The organism is Pseudomonas sp. YY-1, from assembly GCF_002843095.1.
Classification (GTDB): Bacteria; Pseudomonadota; Gammaproteobacteria; order Pseudomonadales; family Pseudomonadaceae; genus Aquipseudomonas; species Aquipseudomonas sediminis_A.
On the sequence record NZ_PJLX01000002.1, the window covers coordinates 270,002 to 290,137 of the forward strand.

Here is a 20,136-nt window from a genome sequence, read left to right on the forward strand (position 1 = left end):
GGATTCCTCACTGCGCATTCTTCAATTTCGGGTCGAGCGCATCGCGCAGGCCGTCGCCCATCAGGTTAATCGCCAGCACGCTGAGCAGAATCGCCAGGCCGGGCAGGCTCACCACCCACCAGGCGCGCTCGATGTAGTCGCGCGCCGAGGCCAGCATGGTGCCCCACTCGGGCGTCGGCGGTTGCACGCCGAGGCCGAGAAAGCCCAGTGCGGCCGCGTCGAGAATCGCCGAGGAAAAGCTCAGGGTGGCCTGCACGATCAACGGCGCCATGCAGTTGGGCAGCACGGTGACGAACATCAGCCGTGGCAGGTTGGCGCCGGCCAGCTGCGCAGCGGTGACGTAGTCTCGGTTCAGTTCACCCATCACGGCCGCGCGAGTCAGGCGCACATAGGAAGGCAGCGAGACGATGGCGATGGCGAAGATGGTGTTGATCAGCCCTGGGCCGAGGATGGCGACGATGGCCACCGCCAGCAGCAGCGAGGGCAACGCCAGCATGATGTCCATCAGACGCATGATGCCGGGGCCGAGCAGACGCGGGAAAAAGCCAGCGACCAGGCCCAGCAGGATGCCGGGAATCAGCGACAGCAGCACCGATGCCAGGCCGATCAGCAGCGACAGACGTGCACCGTGGATCAGGCGCGAGAGCAGGTCGCGGCCCAGTTCGTCGGTGCCGAGCAGGAACTGCCATTGGCCGCCTTCCAGCCACACCGGCGGGGTGAGCAGGAAGTCGCGGTACTGCTCGCTGGGATCGTGCGGTGCGACCCAGGGGGCGAACAGTGCGCAGAACACCAGCAGGATCATGAACGCCAGGCCGCCGAGGGCGCCGGTGTTGTGGGCGAAGGCTTGCCAGAACTCTTTCAGCGGCGAGGGGTAGAGCAGGCTCTGGTCGAGTGGGGTGGAGGTGGTCATGGGCGCACCTCTTGTAGGGTGGACGACGCTTCACCCATCCACCGACGTGTTTTCACGGTGGATGAAAAGCGCGTCATCCACCCTACGCAAATGATGTGGCTATGCATGGCGCCTTCCTTACTTCTGATGGCGAATACGTGGATTGGCCAGGCCATAGAGGATGTCCACGGTGAAGTTGACCAGGATCACCAGGCAGGCGATCAGCAGAATGCCGTTTTGCACTACCGGGTAGTCGCGGGCACCGATGGCCTCGATCAACCATTTGCCGATGCCCGGCCAGGAGAAGATGGTTTCGGTCAGCACGGCACCGGCCAGCAGGGTGCCGACCTGCAGGCCGAACACGGTCAGCACCGGGATCAAGGCATTGCGCAGGCCATGCACGAAGACCACGCGCGTCGGCGACAGGCCTTTGGCCCGCGCGGTGCGGATGTAGTCCTCGCGCAGCACTTCGAGCATGGCCGAGCGGGTCATCCGCGCGATCACCGCCAGTGGGATGGTGCCGAGCACGATGGCCGGCAGGATCAGGTGGCGCAGGGCGTCGACGAAGGCGCCTGGCTCGTCGGAAAGCAGTGTGTCGATCAGCATGAAGCCGGTGACCGGCGGGATGTCGTAGAGCAGATCGATACGTCCTGAAACTGGTGTCCAGCCCAGGCCCACCGAGAAGAACATGATCAGCAGCAGACCCCACCAGAAGATCGGCATGGAGTAGCCGGTCAGGGCAATGCTCATCACGCCGTGATCCAGCGCTGTGCCGCGCTTGAGTGCGGCGACCACCCCGGCGATCAAGCCCAGGGTGCCGGCGAACAGCAAGGCGGCCAGGGCCAGTTCGACGGTGGCGGGAAACAGGGTGAGAAACTCTTTCCACACGCTTTCACGCGAGCGCAGCGACTCGCCCAGGTTGCCGCTGGCGAGTTGGCCGATGTAGTCGAAGTACTGCTGGTACAGAGGCTTGTTCAGCCCCAGACGCTCCATGGCCTGGGCGTGCATTTCCGGGTCGACGCGGCGTTCGCCCATCATCACTTCCACCGGGTCACCGGGGATCAGGCGGATCAGTGCGAAGGTCAGCAGGGTGACGCCGAAGAAGGTAGGGATCAGCAAGCCCAAGCGGCGTGCAATGAAGCTCAGCATGGCGGTGGGTAACTCCTAATCAGAACGGTATCGAGCAGCCCGGAATTCTGGCGATTCCTTCGCACATGTTGCAGGTTAGCTGTTCGACCACGACGTGCCCCGGGCATTTGCCTGGGGCGTCGTTCGAGGGCGGTCGCGTAACGGCAGTCGGCGCAGCGGCGATCGCGCAAAGGGCTATCAGTCGTTGCTGACACCGATGAAGCTGTTGCGGCCGAAGGGGCTGATCTGGAAGCCTTTGACGCTGCTGCGCATCGGTTGGTAGACCGTGGAATGAGCGATCGGCGTGATTGGCACTTCGCGCTTGAGTACGACCTGGGCCTGACGATACAGCTCGCTGCGTTGTTCCTGATCGGTCACGCGCTTGGCGGCGACCACCAGCTTGTCGTATTCGCTGTCGCACCACTTGGAGAAGTTGTTGCCGTCTACCGAGGCGCAGCCGTACAGGGTGCCGAGCCAGTTGTCCGGGTCACCGTTGTCGCCGGTCCAGCCGATCAGCATGGCGTCGTGCTCGCCGGCATGGGCACGCTTGATGTATTCGCCCCACTCGTAACTGACGATACGCGCCTTGATGCCGACCTTGGCCCAGTCGTTTTGCAGCATTTCGGCCATCAGCCGTGCGTTCGGGTTGTAGGGGCGCTGCACGGGCATGGCCCACAGGGTGATCTCGGTGCCTTCCTTGACGCCGGCAGCCTTGAGCAGTTCCTTGGCTTTCTCCGGGTCGTAGGCAGCATCCTTGATCGACTCGTCATAGGACCATTGGGTCGGCGGCATGCCGTTCACAGCCAACTGACCAGCGCCTTGGTACACCGCGTCGATGATCGCGGCCTTGTTCACCGCCATGTCCAGCGCCTGACGTACTTCGCGCTTGTCGAACGGCGCGCGGGTGACGTTGTAGGCGATGTAGCCGACGTTGTAACCAGGCTCGGTCGGTACATTGAGATTCTTGTCGGCCTGCAGGCTCTGCAGGTCGGCAGGGCGCGGGTTGAGGGTGACGTGGCATTCACCGGCGCGCAGCTTCTGCGCGCGTACCGAAGCGTCGGTGTTGATGGAGAAGATCAGGTTGTCGATCTTCACTTGCTCCGGGGCCCAGTATCGAGTGTTGCCCTTGAAGCGGATCACCGCGTCCTTTTGATAGCGGCTGAACACGAACGGCCCGGTGCCGATGGGCTTCTGGTTGATCTCGGCGGCCTTGCCGGCCTTGAGCAACTGGTCGGCGTATTCGGCCGAGTGTATCGCGGCAAAGCTCATCGCCAGGTTCTGCACGAAGGCGGCGTCAACGGCGTTGAGGGTGAAGACCACGGTCATGTCGTCGGTCTTCTCGATCTTGGCGATGTTCTTGTCCAGGCCCATGTCCGTGAAGTAGGGAAACTCGCTGGGGTAGGCCTGGCGGAACGGATGGTTGCGATCGAGCATGCGCTGGTAAGTGAACAGCACATCGTCGGCGTTGAAGTCGCGAGTCGGCTTGAAGTAGTCGGTGCTGTGGAACTTGACCCCTTCGCGCAAGTGGAAGGTGTAGGCCAGGCCGTCTTCGCTGATGTCCCAGGAGCTGGCCAGCGACGGTTGTGCCTTGGTGCCGCCGCGCTCGAATTCGGCAAGGCGGTTGAAGATGGTTTCCGAGGCTGCATCGAAGTCGGTGCCGGTGGTGTACTGGCCGGGGTCGAAACCACCCGGGCTGCCTTCGGAGCAATACACCAGGTTGTTGGCGTGGGCGAACGAAGCACTGGTGAGCAGGCCTGCGGTGAGCAGTGCCTTGCACAGGGGGGACATACGCATGCGAACCTCTTTTTCTTTTTGTTCGCGCCTGGGTATGGCGCGAGCTCGGAATGCGGTGAAGGCGGGTAGCCCACCGGGTCGGGCTCGAAATTAAGTCATGCTGAAATTGCGGTCAACAAAAATTAAGCAGCACTAACATTGCGCATATTCGCCCTGAATTGGGGCGCAAAATCACTCGCTGGCGGGATGATCGCCGAAAAGCGCCATGGTGGTCATGGTCAGAACTTCGGCCGGTGCATCGGCGTTATTGGCCAGGCGATGCAGCTTGCCGGCATCGAAATGCACCGAGTCGCCGGGGCCAAGGGGATAGTCGCGACCCTCGATGGTGTAGACGATCTGCCCGCTGAGTACGTAGGAGAATTCCACGCCTTCGTGCGCGATCAGTTCCGACTGATAGCCCACTGGAATGTTCATTTTTACCGCGTTGATCGAGTTGCCGGGAAATGAACTGGACAGGCGCTCGTAAGCCAGCAACTGGCCGCCTACGGTGTAGCGCACCCGCTCGTTGACGTGGGAATCCGGCTGCGCCTGAGCGGGTTGGTCGAACAACACGTTGAGCGGTACATCCAGTGACTTGGCGATGCTCGCCAGTGACGACAGCGATACGCCAGTCAGGTTGCGCTCTGCCTGGGACAGGAAGCTGGCGGTCAGACCGGCGTCTGCCGCTACCTGATTGAGGGTCTTGCCGGCGGCGCGCCGGTAGCGGCGCAAGCGTTCGCCAATGCGATCTGCGGTCATGGAGGTGGCTCGCTGTTCGGGTCCGCGCAGTATACCCATGAGGTGCAGGGACTTCAGCCCGGTGCGGGCGAGCTTTTTAAGTCCAACTGAAAAAAGTTTTGACCAAAATTTAAGTTGCACTTAAATTTTGCCGCAATCGAATTGCCCGGTGACGATGGTCGTCGTGGGCGCCAGACGAGGATGTGCAGATGACACTGGGAGTGGGCGGCAGCACGCCGGAGCAGGCCTTGGCGCGCCTGCAGAACATGATGGCCGGCGCGGAGCCGATCACTGAGGCGCAATACCAGGCGCGCATCACCCGCGCTCAGGCGCTGATGCGCGAGCAGGACATCGCCGTGCTGTTTCTGGCTGCCGGCAGCAACCTGCAGTACTTCACCGGCGTGCAGTGGCATCCCAGCGAGCGCATGGTCGGGGCGATTCTGCCGGCCAGCGGTGCGCTGGAGTATCTGGCGCCGGCGTTCGAGGAGGGCACTGTGCGCGACTTTCAGGTCGTGCCTGGCGTGATCAATACCTGGCAAGAGCACGAAAGCCCCTATGCACTGTTTCTGAACTGCCTGAAACGTCTGCTGGAATTGCCCAAAGATGGTGCGCAGCCGAAGGTAGGTCTTTGTTCTTCTTTGCCTTTTTTCATGTTTGAAGGCATTCGCCAGCTGACCACCGGTTATCGCTTCGTCGATGCCGGCAGCGTCACCACGGTCTGTCGCCAAGCCAAATCGCCAGCCGAAATCGCCCTGATGCAGCGTGCCAAGGACATGACCCTGGAAGTGCACAAGGCGGCTGCGAGCATCCTCCATGAAGGTATTAGCACCACTGAAGTTGCCGAGTTCATCCATCAGGCGCACCGCCGCGTCGGAACACCCGGCTCGACCTTCTGCATCGTACTGTTCGGTGCCGCCAGTGCCTTTCCGCATGGGGTCAAGCACGCGCAGCGGCTCAAGGACGGCGACATGGTACTGATCGACACCGGCTGCAAGGTTCATGGTTATCTGTCGGACATCACCCGCAGCTACGTTTTCGGCACGCCCAGCGCGCGTCAGCGCGAATTCTGGGAGAAGGAGAAAGCCGCTCAGCAAGCTGCCTTCGAAGCCGCCGTGCTCGGCGCGCCCTGTTCGTCGGTGGACGCGGCGGCCCGGTATAGCCTGGAGGCGGCAGGGTTTGGGCCTGGCTACAACTTGCCAGGTTTGCCGCACCGTACGGGGCACGGCATCGGCCTGGACATTCACGAAGGGCCGTACCTGGTTGGCGGCGATGACACCCCGTTGGCAGAGGGCATGTGCTTCAGCAACGAGCCGATGATCTGCGTACCGGGCGAGTTCGGCATCCGCCTCGAAGATCACTTCTACATGACCGCCGACGGCCCGCGCTGGTTTACCCAGCCCAGTCATTCGGTGGACGACCCCTTCGGCCTGGGCGCTTAACCACGCCTACGTCGGGTTCGTAGACGCTTTCATCAGGTTCGAGCCATGGCTGCTCATGGCACGCTCACCTTGGAAAAGTTGTTCGAGCCCATCGGGCTGAGTACGAAGCCTTCGACGCCCTTGCGCAACGCTGCGAACTGTTTCGGATGGGCCAGGGCGATCCACGGCGCTTGCTCATGGAAGATCGTCAGGGCCTGGCGATACAGCGCGGCGCGTTTGCTCTGCTCGGGTTCGCGGCGTGCCTGGGTGATCAGGGCATCGAAGGTCTTGTCGCACCACCCGGCCTGGTTCTCGCCGCTCTCGGCCGCGGCGCAGGACAGGTTGGGGGTGAGGAAGTTGTCCGGGTCACCGTTGTCACCGGCCCAGCCCATGAATACCAGGTCGTGCTCACCGTTCTTGGCGCGCTTGATCAGCTCGCCCCACTCGAACACGCGAATATCGCTGCGAATGCCGATGGCGGCGAGGTCGGCCTGCAGCATCTGTGCGCCGATACCGGGGTTGGGGTTGGTTGGCCCGCCACCGGGGCGGGTCCAGATCGACAGGGCGAAGCCGTCAGCATGACCGGCCTCGGCCAGCAACTGGCGGGCGCGTTCGGGATCGTGCGGCCAGTCCTGCAGGGTGTCGTCGTGGTCCCACAGGGTAGCCGGGTAGGGCGCCACGGCCGGCGTGGCATTGCCTTCGCCATACTGCGCGCGAATGTAGGCGGCCTTGTCGAAGGCCAGGTTCAGTGCCTGGCGCACGCGCACGTCGTCCAGCGGCGGATGACGGGTATTGATGCCGATATAGGCGGTGAGCAGAGAATCCAGCTCCAGCACTTGCAGTTTCGGGTCGGCCTTCATGGCCGGGATGTCGACTGGGCGTGGGAACAGGGTGATCTGGCAGTCGCCGGCCTTGAGCCTTTGCTGGCGCACGTTGGGATCGGGGGTGATGGCCAGTATCAGGCGCTCGACCTGCGGTGCGCCATTCCAGTAATCCGGGTTGCCGCGAAAGCGTACCTGGGCGTCCTTGGCATAGCGCTCGAACACGAAAGGCCCGGTGCCAATCGGGGCATTGTTCAGGCGTTCGGAGGTGTTCGTTGCGAGCAGGTGCTCGGCATACTCGGCCGAATAGATCGAGGCGAAGCCCATGGCCAGGTTGGCCAGGAAGGGCGCTTCCGGGTGTTTGAGAACGAAGCGCACGCGATGCTCGTCGAGCTTGTCGATACGCTCGATCAACTGCGCCAGGCCCATGGCCTCGGCATAGGGAAAACCACGCAGCGACAGCTTGTGCCAGGGATGTGCCGGGTCGAGCTGGCGCTGGAAACTCCATAGCACGTCATCGGCATTGAGTTCGCGAGTCGGGCTGAAGCCCTGGTTGGCATGGAATTTCACTCCCTGGCGCAGGGTGAAGGTGTAGCTCAGACCGTCATCGGCTATTTCCCAGCTTTCTGCCAATGCCGGGACGATTTCGGTGCTGCCGGGGGCGAAGTCCACCAAGCGTTCGAACAGGGTTTCCGCCGTTGCATCGGCGGTGGTGGCTGCGGTGTATTGAACGATGTCGAACCCTTCCGGGCTGGCTTCGCTGCAGACCACCAGGTTGGCCGCCTGGGCCTGCGCGGCAAGCAGCGCGGCAAACAGCAAACTGCCGCGCAGAAGGGGAAAGGTAGGCATGCTGGCTCCTGGTTGAACGTCCTGCAATCGGCGCCCCTTCAAGGGCGCCGATGCAGATTGTTACTTGCCGATACCTACACCATAGAACGAGTTGATGCCGAACGGGCTGATACGGAAGTCCTGCACTTCCTTGCGCATCGGCTGGTACACGGTGGAGTGGGCCAGCGGAGTGATCGGCACCTCGCGCTTGAGGATCACCTGCGCCTGTTTGTACAGCTCGGTGCGTTCGGCTACGTCGGTGGTGCGTTTGGCGGCCTTGACCAGCTTGTCGTAGTCCTCGAAGCACCATTTGGAGAAGTTGTTGCCGTCGACCGCGTCGCAGCCATAAAGGGTGCCGAGCCAGTTGTCGGGATCACCGTTGTCGCCGCTCCAGCCGATCAGCATGGCGTCGTGCTCGCCGGCCTTGGCGCGCTTGAGGTATTCGCCCCACTCGTAGGTGACGATGCGTGCCTTGATGCCGATCTTGGCCCAGTCGGCCTGCAGGATCTCGGCGATCTGCTTGGCGTTGGGGTTGTACGGGCGCTGTACCGGCATGGCCCACAAGGTGATCTCGGTGCCTTCCTTGACGCCTGCAGCTGTGAGCAGCTCCTTGGCTTTTTTCGGGTCGAAGGCCGGGTCCTTGATGTCTTCGTTATACGACCACTGGGTCGGCGGCATACCGTTGACGGCCAACTGCCCGGCGTTCTGGTAAACGGCGTCGAGAATTGCCTGCTTGTTCACCGCCATGTCCAGCGCCTGGCGCACTTCCAGTTTGTCGAACGGTGGGTGGGTAACGTTGTAGGCGATGTAGCCGACGTTGAAGCCGGCCTGCTCGGGCATCTTCAGCTTGGCGTCCTGCTGAAGCGAGGCGATGTCGGCCGGGCGTGGGAACAGGGTGACATGGCATTCGCCGGCACGCAGTTTCTGCATGCGCACGGACGAGTCGGTATTGATGGCGAAGATCAGGTTGTCGACCTTCACATCCTCGGGCTTCCAGTAGTCCTGATTACCCTTGTAACGGATCACAGCGTCCTTCTGGTAGCGGCTGAACACGAAGGGGCCGGTGCCGATGGGTTTCTGGTTGATGTCAGCGGCCTTGCCGGCTTTGAGCAACTGGTCGGCGTACTCGGCGGACTGGATCGAGGCAAAGCTCATCGCCAGGTTCTGCACGAAGGCGGCGTCCACTTCGTTGAGGGTGACGCGCACGGTCATGTCATCGAGCTTCTCCAGCTTGGCGATGTTGCTGTCCATGCCCATGTCGGTGAAGTAGGGAAACTCGGTGGGGTACGCCTTGCGGAACGGGTGGTCCTTGTCGAGCATGCGTCCAAAGGTGAACAGCACGTCGTCGGCATTGAACTCGCGGCTGGGCTTGAAGTACTCGGTGGTGTGGAATTTCACCCCGTGGCGCAGCTTGAAGGTGTAGATCAGGCCGTCGTCGGATACTTCCCAGCTTTGCGCCAGGCCGGGCTCGACCTTGGTGCCGCCGCGCTCGAACTGGGTCAGGCGGTTGAAGATGGTTTCCGCAGCGGCGTCGAAGTCGGTTCCGGTGGTGTACAGGCCTGGGTCGAAACCGGCCGGGCTGCCTTCGGAACAGAACACCAGGTTGGCGGCGCTGGCGAGGGGGGCGCTGGCGATCAGCCCAGCGGTGATTAAAGCCTGGATAACGGCGTTCTTGCGCATCTTGACCTCATCGTTGTTGTGGTTGTGGTCCTTGAGGAGTCTCTTGTAGAAACCACCAACGAAACTATGCAGGCCTTGTGCCTGAGGCAAGAGGGGCGCCGTGTGGAAAATGGTTAGCGCTACAGTGCTGTAATTTGCTGTCGCATTTATGAAAAAGTTGCAGAAAAAAGATGGCAAAACGCCGTTATCTGGCGATAACGGCGCTGCTTTGTTGCGGAGCGTGGTTCAGGGCATCTGCACTTCGATGACGCCATCGGCGCTGACCGTGACCTGGCTGGTGCCGGCTTCGATTTGCGGTGTGGGGGCTGAGTCCATCATCGCCATGCCCTTGGCTTCGAAGTTGCGCATGGCCATTGGCGGCTGGAAGCCACCGGTGTTGAGGTTCAGGCTGACCAGCTTGTAGCCCTTGCCGCCCAGCGCTTCGGTAGCCAGTTGCGCGCGCGCCTTGAAGGCATTCACGGCGTCCTTGAGCATGGCGTCTTCACGGGTTTTGCGGGTGTCGGTGGCGATGCTGAAATCCATGCCGGCCATCTTCATCGATTGCAGCAATTCACCGGTGAGGGTGGACAAGCGGGCGAAGTCAGCGCTTTCCAGGCGCACCTCGGCGCGCTCGCGCCAGGCGGTGATCTTCTGGCCCTTGTCGTCATACACCGGGTAGCTGTTGCGGCTGCCGAGTTTGACCGCCACGCCCTTGACCTGACGCACCTGCTCCAGCGTCTTGTTGAGGGTAGTGGTGATCTCGGCGGCCAGTTTGGCCGGGTCGTTGTGCTGCGCTTCGGTATAGAGGGTGACGTGCATCAGATCGTGCGCCACTTCCTGATTGACCTCGGCGCGCAGGGCGATCTGGTTGTAACGCGCCTCGGCGGCCAGCAGGCCGGTGCTGGCCAGGCTGGCGGCGGTGAGGGCGAGGGCGGTGGCGATACGGGTCATGGTGCGCATGTGCGGTTCCTTTTTCGATGGCCTTGTGGCCGTTTCCCGAGGTTAGACGAAGGCGAGTCGCGATCCGGGTTAATGCCGTGCAATTTTTTTTCATCCTGCCCACCGAGCGGGCTACGGCGAAGTGTGCGTCCGGTTGCCGCAGCGGCGGAAGGCCGCGTCGGGCTTGGTTATACTCGCTCCCAGTCAAGGGAGTCTTCATGCTCGAACCCGTGCAGTTATTGTCCGCCAGTCGCCAGAATCTCTGGCGTCTGACCCTTATCCGTATTCTGGTGCTGGCAGCTCAGGCGGGCTCGGTCGGTCTCGCCTACAAGTCGGGCATGCTACCGCTACCCTGGTTGCAATTGTCGGTCACTCTCGGCGTTTCTCTGCTGTTGTGCCTTGGCACGGCCTTGCGCTTGCGCGGCCCGTGGCCTGTGACCGAGGTCGAGTACGCCGTGCAGCTGGGCTGCGACCTGATCATCCACAGCGTGCTGCTGTATTACTCGGGCGGTTCGACCAACCCCTTCGTGTCCTATTACTTGGTGCCACTGACCATTGCCGCCGCAACGCTTCCGTGGATGTTCACCATCGTCCTGGCCGGTATGGCGCTGGCCGGCTACACATTGCTGCTGGTGTGGACGCATCCACTCGAGTTGCCGGCGGCGCGTGAGAGCCTGCTGGTCTATGGCATGTGGCTGAGCTTTGCCCTGTCTGCTGCGTTGATCACCTTCTTCGTGGCCAAGATGGCCGAGGAACTACGCCGCCAGGACGAGCTACGCGCCGAACGCCGCGAGGAAAGCCTGCGCGACCAGCAACTGCTGGCTGTGGCCACTCAGGCCGCTGGCGCCGCGCATGAGCTGGGTACGCCACTGGGCACCATGAGCGTGCTGCTCAAGGAGCTGCGCCAGGAATACCGTGACAAGCCGGCGCTGCAGGACGACCTGGCCTTGCTGCAAGAGCAGGTCAAGTTGTGCAAGTACACCCTGCAGCAGCTGGTGCGTGCTGCCGAGAATGATCGGCGTCAGGCAGTGGTCGAGCAGTCCTGCGTCGAATGGTTGGAAACCACCCTAAATCGCTGGCACCTGATGCGCCCGGAAGCCAGCTACCGCTACCAGTGCCTGGGCCGTGGTACGCCGCCGCGCATCATGCCACCGGCCGATCTCACTCAGGCGCTGCTCAACCTGCTGAACAATGCTGCCGATGCTTGCCCAGACAAGCTCGATATCCGCCTGGACTGGGATCATCAGTGGCTGCGTCTGAGCATTCGCGATCATGGTGCCGGCGTACCGCTGGCCATCGCCGAGCAGCTTGGTCGCCCCTTCTTCACCACCAAGGGCAAGGGCTTCGGGCTTGGACTGTTCCTCAGCCAGGCCAGTGTGACGCGTGCCGGTGGTACGGTTAAGTTGTATAACCATGAAGAAGGCGGCACCCTCACCGAATTGAAGTTGCCGCGAGCCTATGGCGCGGCCTGACAAGGAATACCCAGCATGAGCGACGAGTCCCTGTTCGAAGGTGAAGAGCATCCCCATTTGCTGCTGGTCGACGACGACCCCACCTTTACCCGCGTGATGGCGCGCGCCATGAGCCGCCGCGGTTTGCGCGTATCCACCGCCTCCAGCGCCGAAGAAGGCTTGGCGCTGGCCAAGGACGACCTGCCGGATTACGCCGTGGTCGACCTGAAGATGGAAGGCGACTCCGGCCTGGTGCTATTGCCCAAGCTACTGGAGCTGGACGCCGAGATGCGTGTGGTGATCCTCACCGGCTATTCCAGCATCGCCACCGCGGTGGAGGCCATTAAGCGCGGTGCGGCCAACTACCTGTGCAAGCCGGCCGATGCTGACGATGTGCTCACTGCGCTGCTCTCCGAACACGCCGACCTGGACAGCCTGGTGCCGGAAAACCCGATGTCGGTGGACCGCCTGCAATGGGAGCACATCCAGCGCGTGTTGGCCGAGCACGAGGGCAACATCTCCGCCACCGCACGCGCCCTGGGCATGCACCGCCGCACGTTGCAGCGCAAATTGCAGAAGCGCCCGGTTCGCCGCTGAGGCGCTGCAGCGTATCGAGCGTGCTTTTTGTAAGAGCGGCTTTAGCCGCGAAACATCTGGCTCAGCGGCCTGACCGCGGCTGAAATGTAATGCCCCAGCGGTCTACGCGAGCGAATATTGGTGTCCTGTGCCCATGGCCGATAAATGCTTAGCCAGCTAACATAGGTCGTCAGACAACTCTGGTGCCATATGTTCGCCGTCGCAGCACAAACCCTCGCCATCACTGCGCCCGTGTTCGCCATGCTGTTTCTCGGCGTGATACTCAAGCGTGTACGCTGGATCGATACCCCCTTTATCGATACGGCCTCGAGCCTGGTGTTTCGCGGCACCATGCCGACCCTGCTGTTTCTTGGCGTAGTCAAGGCCGACCTGGATGCGGCCATGCAGCCGCAACTGCTGACCTACTTTTTCCTGGCTACCGTGGCCTCGTTCTTCGTTGCCTGGGCCTGGGCGATCTGGCGGGTACCGTTCGAGGACCGTGGTATCTACACCCAGGGTGCCTTCCGTGGTAACAACGGCATTGTCGGTCTGGCGCTGGCCACCAGCATGTATGGCGACTACGGTCTGTCGGTCGGCTCACTGCTCGCGGCGCTGGTGATCCTCTGCTACAACGCGCTCTCGGCCGTCGTGTTGGCCATCTACAGCACAGGCGTGAAGCCTGGTGCCAAGGCCATCGTACGCAGCATCGTGACCAATCCGATGATCATCGGCGTGCTGTTGGCCGTACCGATCGCCTACTGGAAGATCCCGCTACCGCAGTGGTTTCTGACCTCGGCCGAGTACTTCGCGCAGATGACCTTGCCGCTGGCGCTGATCTGTATCGGCGGCACGCTGAGCCTGGCGTCGCTGCATCGCAGCAGCGGCACCGCGATCGGCTCGGGCATGATGAAAATGGTCTGGCTGCCCCTGCTGAGTACCTCTGGCGCCTGGCTGTTGGGCTTTCGCGGCGCGGACCTGGCAATCCTCTTCCTCTATTTCGCCAGCCCCACGGCGGCGGCCAGCTTCGTCATGGCTCGCGCGATGGGCGCCAACCATGAGCTGGCGGCGGCGATCATCGTCATCACCACCCTGGCGGCAGTGGTCGCCACCAACATCGGTTTGTTGCTGTTGCAATGGGGTGGCTGGATCTAGAGGAAACGGTCGCCAGTCAGTGTGGGGTGCGCACCGATGGCGTGCGCACGGCACACCCTACGAACTGGTGTTGTTCTGCCACTCGTCGATCACTTCCTGCGCCGCGCGGAAGGCATCGATGCTGGCTGGAACGCCAGCGTAAACCGCGCAGTGCAGCAGAGTTTCGCGAATTTCCTCGACGGTGCAGCCGTTGTTCAGCGCGCCACGCACATGGCCTTTGAGTTCCTGCGGGCATTTCAGCGCGGTCAGCGCAGCCAGGGTGATCAGGCTACGTGTCGCGCGCGGCAGGCCGCTGCGTGTCCAGACGCCACCCCAGGCATGTTCGTTGACGAAGTCCTGCAATGGCTGGGTAAGCTCGGTGGCATTGTTCAGGGCGCGATCGACGAATGCATCGCCCATCACTTCACGACGTACCTGCAGACCGCGGTCATGGTTTTCGCTCATGTTCACACCTGCTCGCCGCGCTGTTTGTGCCAGGCGCGCCCGGCGATGATCACCAGGGTGATGGCGGTAAGCGGCAGCACGTAGCCGATCATTGCGTCACCGAAGGTCTGAGCCAGTGGTCGGCCCGTGCTGAACATCACCAGATAGAAGGTGTAGGCTACGTAGTAGCCCACGAACAGCAAACCTTCCCAGCGGTTGATGCGGTAGCCGCTGAAGAAAATCGGCAGGCAGGCCACTGCCACCGCGATCATCACCGGGAAGTCGAAGGCCAGCGCATTAGCGGCTACCGGAATGGCTGCCGGCGCAACCAGCGAGGCCAGGCCCAATACGCAGAGCAGGTTGAAGATGTTGCTACCGACGATATTGCCCACGGCGATATCGCGTTCGCCTTTGATGGCAGCCAGGATCGAAGTGGCCAACTCCGGCAGCGACGTGCCGACTGCGACAACCGTCAAACCGATGACCAGCTCCGAAATTCCCAGTGCTCGTGCAAGTGTCACTGCGCCTTCGACCAGGAAGTTTGAACCTGCCACCAATAGCACCAGGCCGGCGATGATCAGCCCCAGATTGATCGCCCAGGCGTAGGGCTTGGGCGCCTCGTCGAGACCGAATTCCTTGGCGAATTCGTCATCGTCGCCGCCCTTGTCCTTGCGCGCGCTGTAGATCAGGAAGCCGGTGTAGGCCAGCACGCCACCGAACAGCAGGGTGCCGTCGAGGCGACTCAGTTCGCCGTCCCAGGCCAGGCCAAAGGTGACCAGGCTGGCGCCGATCATGATCGGCACGTCGAGGCGGATCAGCTGGCGCGAGACGACCAGCGGTGCGACCAGGGCAGTCACACCGAGAATCAGCAGGACGTTGGCGATATTGCTGCCGATCACGTTGCCGATGGCCAGATCGCCACTGCCGTTGAAGGCCGATTGCACGCTGACTGCGGTTTCCGGCGCGCTGGTGCCGAAGGCCACCACGGTCAGGCCGATCACCAGTGGCGGAATGCCGAACTGTGCGGCCAGCTTGGCGGCGCCGCGTACCAATACCTCGGCGCCGGCAACCAGCAGCACCAGGCCGGCGATCAGGTAGACATAGGTCATCAGGGTCATTGCAGGGTAGCTCCGAAAAAAGTGCGGTTAGTGTAGCGATGGCATTATTGACCGCTAGATGCGCCAGAAAGATTTTGTTGCCAATTGTTCCTCAGTCCAGTGCTTCGACCCTGACCGGCACCACGCCTGCGCGCAGCATGTCCAGTTGCGTTGCGGCGGCCCGGGAAACATCGATAACCCGGCCGCGCACGAAGGGGCCGCGGTCGTTGATGCGCAGTACCACGTTGCGGTTGTTGTTGAGGTTGGTCACCCGCACGCGTGTGCCAAAGGGCAGGGTACGATGCGCGGCGGTCAGCGCGTTCTGATCGAAACGTTCGCCGCTGGCCGTACGCTGGCCGTGGTGGCGGTCACCGTAGTAGGAGGCCTTGCCGGTTTCGCTGCCGCCTGGGCCGCCGCCGAACGTGGAGCAGCCGCCGAGCAGGGTGAGAGCGCCGAGCAGGGCAAGGGTCTGTAGCCTGGATAAAATCCGGGGCAGTGAAGGTTCCCGGATTGCATCCGGGCTACGGATCATCATGTTCATGGACTCCATAAAAAAACGCCGGGCGAGCCCGGCGTCGTTGCAGCTAGCGTAAGCGAGCCGGTCCGGCTCAGCCTTCGAGCTTTTTCTTCAGCAGTTCGTTCACTTGCCCCGGGTTGGCCTTGCCCTTGGAGGCTTTCATGGCCTGCCCGACGAAGAAGCCGAACATCTTGCCGCGCTTGGCTTCGTCGCTGGTGCGGTACTGCTCGACCTGTTCGGCGTTGGCCGCCAGCACTTCGTCGAGCATCTTCTCGATGGCGCCGGAATCGGTGACCTGCTTGAGGCCCTTCTTCTCGATCACTTCATCAGCCGTTGCGCCTTCACCGGCAGCCAGGGCTTCGAAGACCATCTTGGCGATCTTGCCGCTGATGGTGTTGTCCTTGATGCGAAGGATCATGCCGCCCAGTTGCTCGGCGGACACCGGCGACTGGTCGATCTCCAGGTTGTCCTTGTTGAGCAGGCTGGACAGCTCGCCCATCACCCAGTTGGCGGCCAGCTTGGCATCGCCACAGGTCTTGGCGACCACTTCGAAATAGTCGGCCAGCTCGCGGCTGGCGCTCAATACACTGGCATCGTAGGCTGACAGCGCGTACTGGTTCTCGAAGCGCTCGCGCTTCTGCGGCGGCAGCTCGGGCAGGGCCGCGCGCAGTTCGTCGAGGAAGCTGCGCTCGATGACCACCGGCAGCAGGTCCGGGCAGGGGAAGTAACGGTAGTCGTTGGCTTCTTCCTTGCTGCGCATGGAGCGGGTCTGATCCTTGTTCGGATCGTACAGACGGGTTTCCTGCACCACCTTGCCGCCGTCCTCGATCAGCTCGATCTGACGCTGAACTTCGTGGTTGATGGCTTTCTCGATGAAGCGGAACGAGTTGACGTTCTTGATCTCGGCGCGGGTGCCGAACTCGGCCTGGCCCTTGGGGCGTACCGACACGTTGCAGTCGCAACGCAGCGAGCCTTCAGCCATGTTGCCGTCGCAGATGCCCAGGTAGCGGACGAGTGCGTGGATGGCTTTGACGTAGGCCACCGCTTCCTTGGCCGAACGGATGTCCGGCTCGGAGACGATTTCCAGCAGCGGCGTGCCGGCGCGGTTCAGGTCGATGCCGCTCATGCCCTGGAAGTCTTCGTGCAGGCTCTTGCCTGCGTCTTCTTCGAGGTGCGCGCGGGTGATGCCGATGCGCTTGACGGTGCCGTCTTCCAGGGCGATGTCGAGGAAACCCTTGCCGACGATGGGGTGATCCATCTGGCTGGTCTGGTAGCCCTTCGGCAGGTCCGGGTAGAAGTAGTTCTTGCGCGCGAAGATATTACGCTCGGCGATCTCGGCATCGATGGCCAGGCCGAACTGGCAGGCCATGCGCACGGCTTCGGCGTTAAGCACCGGCAGGGTGCCGGGCATGCCGAGGTCGACCAGGCTGGCCTGGGTGTTGGGCTCAGCGCCAAAGGTGGTGGCGCTGGCCGAGAAAATCTTCGATTGGGTGCTGAGCTGAGCGTGAATCTCGAGCCCGATGACTGTTTCCCACTGCATCTTTAGTGTTCCTCAATCCTGTATGGCGTGCGGTCTGTGCGGTGCGGCCCTCACCCGGCGCTTCGCGCCACCCTCTCCCGGCGGGAGAGGGGAATGGGGCGCATGGCTACGCCATGGCTCAGAAGTCTTTAGGTGCTTGTTTGTGCCAGTCGCTGACCTGCTGGTACTGGTGTGCGACATTGAGCAGACGACCTTCCTGGAAGTAGTTGCCGAGCAACTGCACACCCACCGGCAGGCCGTCGATGAAGCCGGCCGGCATCGACAGGCCGGGGATGCCGGCCAGGTTGGCGGTGATGGTGTAGATGTCTTCCAGATAGGCGGAAACAGGGTCGGCGTTCTTTGCGCCGAGTTTCCAGGCCAGGTTCGGCGTGGTCGGGCCAAGGATCACGTCGACCTCCTTGAAGGCTGCGACGAAGTCGTTCTTGATCAACCGGCGGATCTGCTGGGCCTTGATGTAGTAGGCATCGTAGTAACCGGCGGACAGCGCATAGGTGCCAACCATGATGCGGCGCTTCACTTCAGCGCCGAAGCCTTCCTCGCGCGAGCGCTTGTACAGATCCTGCAGGTCTTTGGGGTTTTCGCAGCGATAGCCGAAACGTACGCCGTCGAAACGCGACAGGTTGGAGCTGGCTTCTGCTGGCGCGATCACGTAGTAGGCCGGGATGGCGTGCTGCATGTTCGGCAGGCTGATGTCCTTGACGGTGGCGCCGAGCTTTTTCAGCTCTTCGACCACAGCCATGACTTTCTCGCCGATGCGTGCATCGAGGCCGGCGCCGAAATATTCCTTGGGCAGGCCAATGCGCAGGCCGGCCAGCGGCTGGGCGAGGGCGGCGAGGTAGTCATCGACCGGTTGATCGACGCTGGTCGAATCCTTGGCATCGAAGCCGGCCATGGCGCCGAGCAGCAGGGCAGAGTCCTCGGCGGTGCGGGCCAGCGGGCCACCCTGATCGAGGCTGGAGGCGTAGGCGATCATGCCCCAGCGCGAGACGCGGCCGTAGGTCGGTTTGATGCCGGTGAGGTTGGTCAGCGCGGCTGGCTGGCGAATCGAGCCGCCAGTGTCGGTGCCGGTAGCGGCTGGCAGCAGGCGCGCGGCAACGGCGGCTGCCGAACCACCCGAGGAGCCGCCCGGTACGCGGCTGGTGTCCCAAGGGTTCTTCACCGGGCCGTAGTGGCTGGATTCGTTGGCCGAGCCCATGGCGAACTCGTCCATGTTCAGCTTGCCCAGGGTGACAGTGCCGGCGGCGGCCAGCTTCTCGACCACGGTGGCGTCATAGGGGGCCTTGAAGCCGGTGAGAATTTTCGAACCGCAGGAGGTCAGCACGCCGTTGGTGCAGAACAGATCCTTGTGCGCGATCGGCGCGCCGAGCAGTGGACCGTTTTCACCGGCGGCGCGGCGGGCGTCAGCGGCCTTGGCCTGCTCGATAGCCAGATCCTCGGTGACGGTGATGAAGCTGTTGAGCTGCGGGTCGAGTTGCGCGATGCGCGCCAGCAAACTGCGGCTCAGCTCTTCGGCGGAGAATTGCTTGTCGGCGAGGCCGCGGGCGATCTCGGCCAGGGTTAGTTGATGCATGTCGGGCCCTTTCCTTTATTCGATGACTTTCGGCACGAGGTACAGACCGCTTTCCACGGCCGGGGCGATAGCCTGATAGGCGTCGCGCTGGTTGCTCTCGGTGACCACGTCGGCACGTAGACGCTGGGTGGCTTCCAGCGGGTGGGCCAGGGGGTCGATGCCCTGGGTGTCGACCGCCTGCATCTGGTCGATCAGGCCGAGAATGCTGTTTAGGGTCTCGGTGGTTTGCGGAATATCGCGTTCGTTCAGACCCAGGCGGGCCAGGTGGGCGATTTTTTCCACCTCGGAGCGTTCAAGCGCCATCGGGGGTTCTCCAGTGGAAGTGTGACAGAGAGGGCATGCAGGGAACGGATGTCGCGAGCCAGTGGTCAAAGGCCGCGATGTGCAGCTACAAGGCCCGGAAAAACAGGCAATCTACCATATTGCCGCCTTGCTCAAAATCCCTGCCGTTGTTAGAGTTTGCCGCACTTTTTACCCGCGCGTTTTTCCGCGTCTGACTTTTACCCACGCGTTGCCTAGGGTCCCTTCCTAATGTTCAAGAAACTGCGTGGCATGTTTTCCAGCGATCTGTCGATCGACCTGGGCACTGCCAATACCCTTATTTATGTGCGCGAGCGCGGTATCGTCCTGAATGAGCCGTCCGTGGTCGCGATTCGTACCCATGGCAATCAGAAAAGTGTCGTGGCCGTTGGCACCGACGCCAAGCGCATGCTCGGTCGTACGCCTGGCAACATCTCCGCCATCCGCCCGATGAAAGACGGTGTGATCGCCGACTTCAGCGTCTGCGAAAAGATGCTGCAGTACTTCATCAACAAGGTTCACGAGAACAGCTTCCTGCAGCCGTCGCCACGCGTGCTGATCTGCGTGCCGTGCAAGTCGACCCAGGTCGAGCGTCGCGCCATTCGTGAATCGGCGCTCGGCGCCGGTGCACGCGAAGTGTTCCTGATCGAAGAACCGATGGCCGCGGCCATCGGTGCCGGCTTGCCGGTCGAAGAGGCGCGCGGTTCGATGGTCGTCGACATCGGCGGCGGTACCACCGAGATCGCCCTGATTTCCCTGAACGGCGTGGTCTATGCCGAGTCCGTCCGTGTCGGCGGCGACCGCTTCGACGAAGCGATCATCACCTACGTGCGTCGTAACTACGGCTCGCTGATCGGTGAAGGCACCGCCGAGCGCATCAAGCAGGAAATCGGCACCGCCTACCCGGGCGGCGAGATTCGTGAAGTCGACGTACGCGGCCGCAACCTGGCCGAAGGCGTGCCGCGCAGCTTTACCCTCAACTCCAATGAAGTGCTCGAAGCGCTGCAGGAATCCCTGGCGACCATCGTCCAGGCGGTCAAGAGCGCGCTGGAGCAATCGCCGCCCGAGCTGGCCTCGGACATCGCCGAGCGCGGCCTGGTGCTGACCGGTGGTGGCGCGCTGCTGCGTGATCTGGACAAACTGCTGAGCCAGGAAACCGGTCTGCCGGTGATCGTCGCCGAAGACCCGCTGACCTGCGTCGCCCGCGGCGGCGGCAAGGCCCTTGAAATGATGGATCGCCATGCCATGGACCTGCTCTCTACCGAGTGAGTCCCACGGCTGTGGACGCTTGCCGTGCCGCCTCCGGGCGGCACGCGC

General features: G+C 62.5%; 18 protein-coding genes. 5 read left to right on the forward strand and 13 right to left on the reverse strand.

What is annotated here, in order from left to right; all coding sequences use genetic code 11:
- Window positions 1-7: 7 nt before the first annotated feature.
- The 4 genes from CXP40_RS03970 to CXP40_RS03985 all read right to left on the reverse strand — a co-directional run bounded on the left by CXP40_RS03970 (window position 8) and on the right by CXP40_RS03985 (window position 4,549).
- On the reverse strand, window positions 8-910 hold the full coding sequence (locus tag CXP40_RS03970) for an ABC transporter permease subunit (RefSeq protein WP_106732694.1): 903 nt from the start codon (window positions 908-910) through the stop codon (window positions 8-10).
- A 117-nt stretch (window positions 911-1,027) separates the two neighbouring features.
- Complete coding sequence (locus tag CXP40_RS03975) at window positions 1,028-2,038, reverse strand: ABC transporter permease subunit (protein ID WP_106732695.1); 1,011 nt, start codon at window positions 2,036-2,038, stop codon at window positions 1,028-1,030.
- 177 nt (window positions 2,039-2,215) lie between these two features.
- A complete protein-coding gene (locus CXP40_RS03980; protein WP_371916933.1) occupies window positions 2,216-3,805 on the reverse strand; it encodes an ABC transporter substrate-binding protein in 1,590 nt (529 codons plus the stop codon).
- A 177-nt stretch (window positions 3,806-3,982) separates the two neighbouring features.
- Window positions 3,983-4,549 (reverse strand): cupin domain-containing protein, encoded by a 567-nt coding sequence (locus CXP40_RS03985; protein WP_106732698.1) that lies wholly within the window; start codon window positions 4,547-4,549, stop codon window positions 3,983-3,985.
- A 188-nt stretch (window positions 4,550-4,737) separates the two neighbouring features.
- Between CXP40_RS03985 and CXP40_RS03990 the strand changes: the two genes are divergently transcribed.
- On the forward strand, window positions 4,738-5,967 hold the full coding sequence (locus CXP40_RS03990; protein WP_106732699.1) for a Xaa-Pro peptidase family protein: 1,230 nt from the start codon (window positions 4,738-4,740) through the stop codon (window positions 5,965-5,967).
- A gap of 53 nt (window positions 5,968-6,020) precedes the next feature.
- On the opposite strand, the gene CXP40_RS03995 is transcribed toward CXP40_RS03990, so the two are convergent.
- The 3 genes from CXP40_RS03995 to CXP40_RS04005 form a co-directional block, all read right to left on the reverse strand.
- The gene (locus CXP40_RS03995; RefSeq protein WP_106732701.1) at window positions 6,021-7,616 is read right to left on the reverse strand and encodes an ABC transporter substrate-binding protein; all 1,596 of its coding nucleotides are present in this window, start codon (window positions 7,614-7,616) and stop codon (window positions 6,021-6,023) included.
- 60 nt (window positions 7,617-7,676) lie between these two features.
- Complete coding sequence (locus CXP40_RS04000; RefSeq protein ID WP_106732899.1) at window positions 7,677-9,275, reverse strand: ABC transporter substrate-binding protein; 1,599 nt, start codon at window positions 9,273-9,275, stop codon at window positions 7,677-7,679.
- Window positions 9,276-9,500: 225 nt separating this feature from the next.
- A complete protein-coding gene (locus CXP40_RS04005; protein ID WP_106732703.1) occupies window positions 9,501-10,214 on the reverse strand; it encodes an SIMPL domain-containing protein in 714 nt (237 codons plus the stop codon).
- A gap of 197 nt (window positions 10,215-10,411) precedes the next feature.
- Between CXP40_RS04005 and CXP40_RS04010 the strand changes: the two genes are divergently transcribed.
- The 3 genes from CXP40_RS04010 to CXP40_RS04020 all read left to right on the forward strand — a co-directional run bounded on the left by CXP40_RS04010 (window position 10,412) and on the right by CXP40_RS04020 (window position 13,372).
- Window positions 10,412-11,665 (forward strand): ATP-binding protein, encoded by a 1,254-nt coding sequence (locus CXP40_RS04010; protein WP_099522507.1) that lies wholly within the window; start codon window positions 10,412-10,414, stop codon window positions 11,663-11,665.
- A gap of 15 nt (window positions 11,666-11,680) precedes the next feature.
- Window positions 11,681-12,241, forward strand: coding sequence for a response regulator transcription factor (locus CXP40_RS04015; protein WP_106732704.1), 561 nt, complete (start codon window positions 11,681-11,683; stop codon window positions 12,239-12,241).
- A 189-nt stretch (window positions 12,242-12,430) separates the two neighbouring features.
- Window positions 12,431-13,372 carry an AEC family transporter gene (locus CXP40_RS04020; RefSeq protein WP_106732706.1) on the forward strand — a complete coding sequence of 314 codons (942 nt, stop codon included), beginning with the start codon at window positions 12,431-12,433 and terminating at the stop codon, window positions 13,370-13,372.
- Between the two features lie 57 nt (window positions 13,373-13,429).
- Here CXP40_RS04020 and CXP40_RS04025 read toward each other — a convergent pair whose 3' ends face one another.
- From CXP40_RS04025 to gatC, 6 genes are all read right to left on the reverse strand, one after another.
- Window positions 13,430-13,816 carry a carboxymuconolactone decarboxylase family protein gene (locus CXP40_RS04025; RefSeq protein ID WP_099522504.1) on the reverse strand — a complete coding sequence of 129 codons (387 nt, stop codon included), beginning with the start codon at window positions 13,814-13,816 and terminating at the stop codon, window positions 13,430-13,432.
- 2 nt (window positions 13,817-13,818) lie between these two features.
- Window positions 13,819-14,913: a calcium/sodium antiporter gene (locus tag CXP40_RS04030; RefSeq protein ID WP_106732707.1), complete on the reverse strand. Its 1,095-nt coding sequence runs from the start codon at window positions 14,911-14,913 to the stop codon at window positions 13,819-13,821.
- A 91-nt stretch (window positions 14,914-15,004) separates the two neighbouring features.
- Complete coding sequence (locus CXP40_RS04035) at window positions 15,005-15,427, reverse strand: septal ring lytic transglycosylase RlpA family protein (RefSeq protein WP_106732709.1); 423 nt, start codon at window positions 15,425-15,427, stop codon at window positions 15,005-15,007.
- Window positions 15,428-15,500: 73 nt separating this feature from the next.
- Window positions 15,501-16,949 carry an Asp-tRNA(Asn)/Glu-tRNA(Gln) amidotransferase subunit GatB gene (gene gatB, locus CXP40_RS04040; RefSeq protein WP_106732711.1) on the reverse strand — a complete coding sequence of 483 codons (1,449 nt, stop codon included), beginning with the start codon at window positions 16,947-16,949 and terminating at the stop codon, window positions 15,501-15,503.
- 118 nt (window positions 16,950-17,067) lie between these two features.
- Window positions 17,068-18,519, reverse strand: coding sequence for an Asp-tRNA(Asn)/Glu-tRNA(Gln) amidotransferase subunit GatA (gene gatA / locus CXP40_RS04045; RefSeq protein WP_106732713.1), 1,452 nt, complete (start codon window positions 18,517-18,519; stop codon window positions 17,068-17,070).
- 15 nt (window positions 18,520-18,534) lie between these two features.
- The gene (gene gatC / locus CXP40_RS04050; RefSeq protein WP_106732715.1) at window positions 18,535-18,822 is read right to left on the reverse strand and encodes an Asp-tRNA(Asn)/Glu-tRNA(Gln) amidotransferase subunit GatC; all 288 of its coding nucleotides are present in this window, start codon (window positions 18,820-18,822) and stop codon (window positions 18,535-18,537) included.
- Between the two features lie 228 nt (window positions 18,823-19,050).
- Here gatC and mreB point away from each other — a divergent pair, with 228 nt between their 5' ends.
- Complete coding sequence (mreB, locus tag CXP40_RS04055) at window positions 19,051-20,088, forward strand: rod shape-determining protein MreB (RefSeq protein ID WP_045734124.1); 1,038 nt, start codon at window positions 19,051-19,053, stop codon at window positions 20,086-20,088.
- Window positions 20,089-20,136 lie beyond the last annotated feature (48 nt).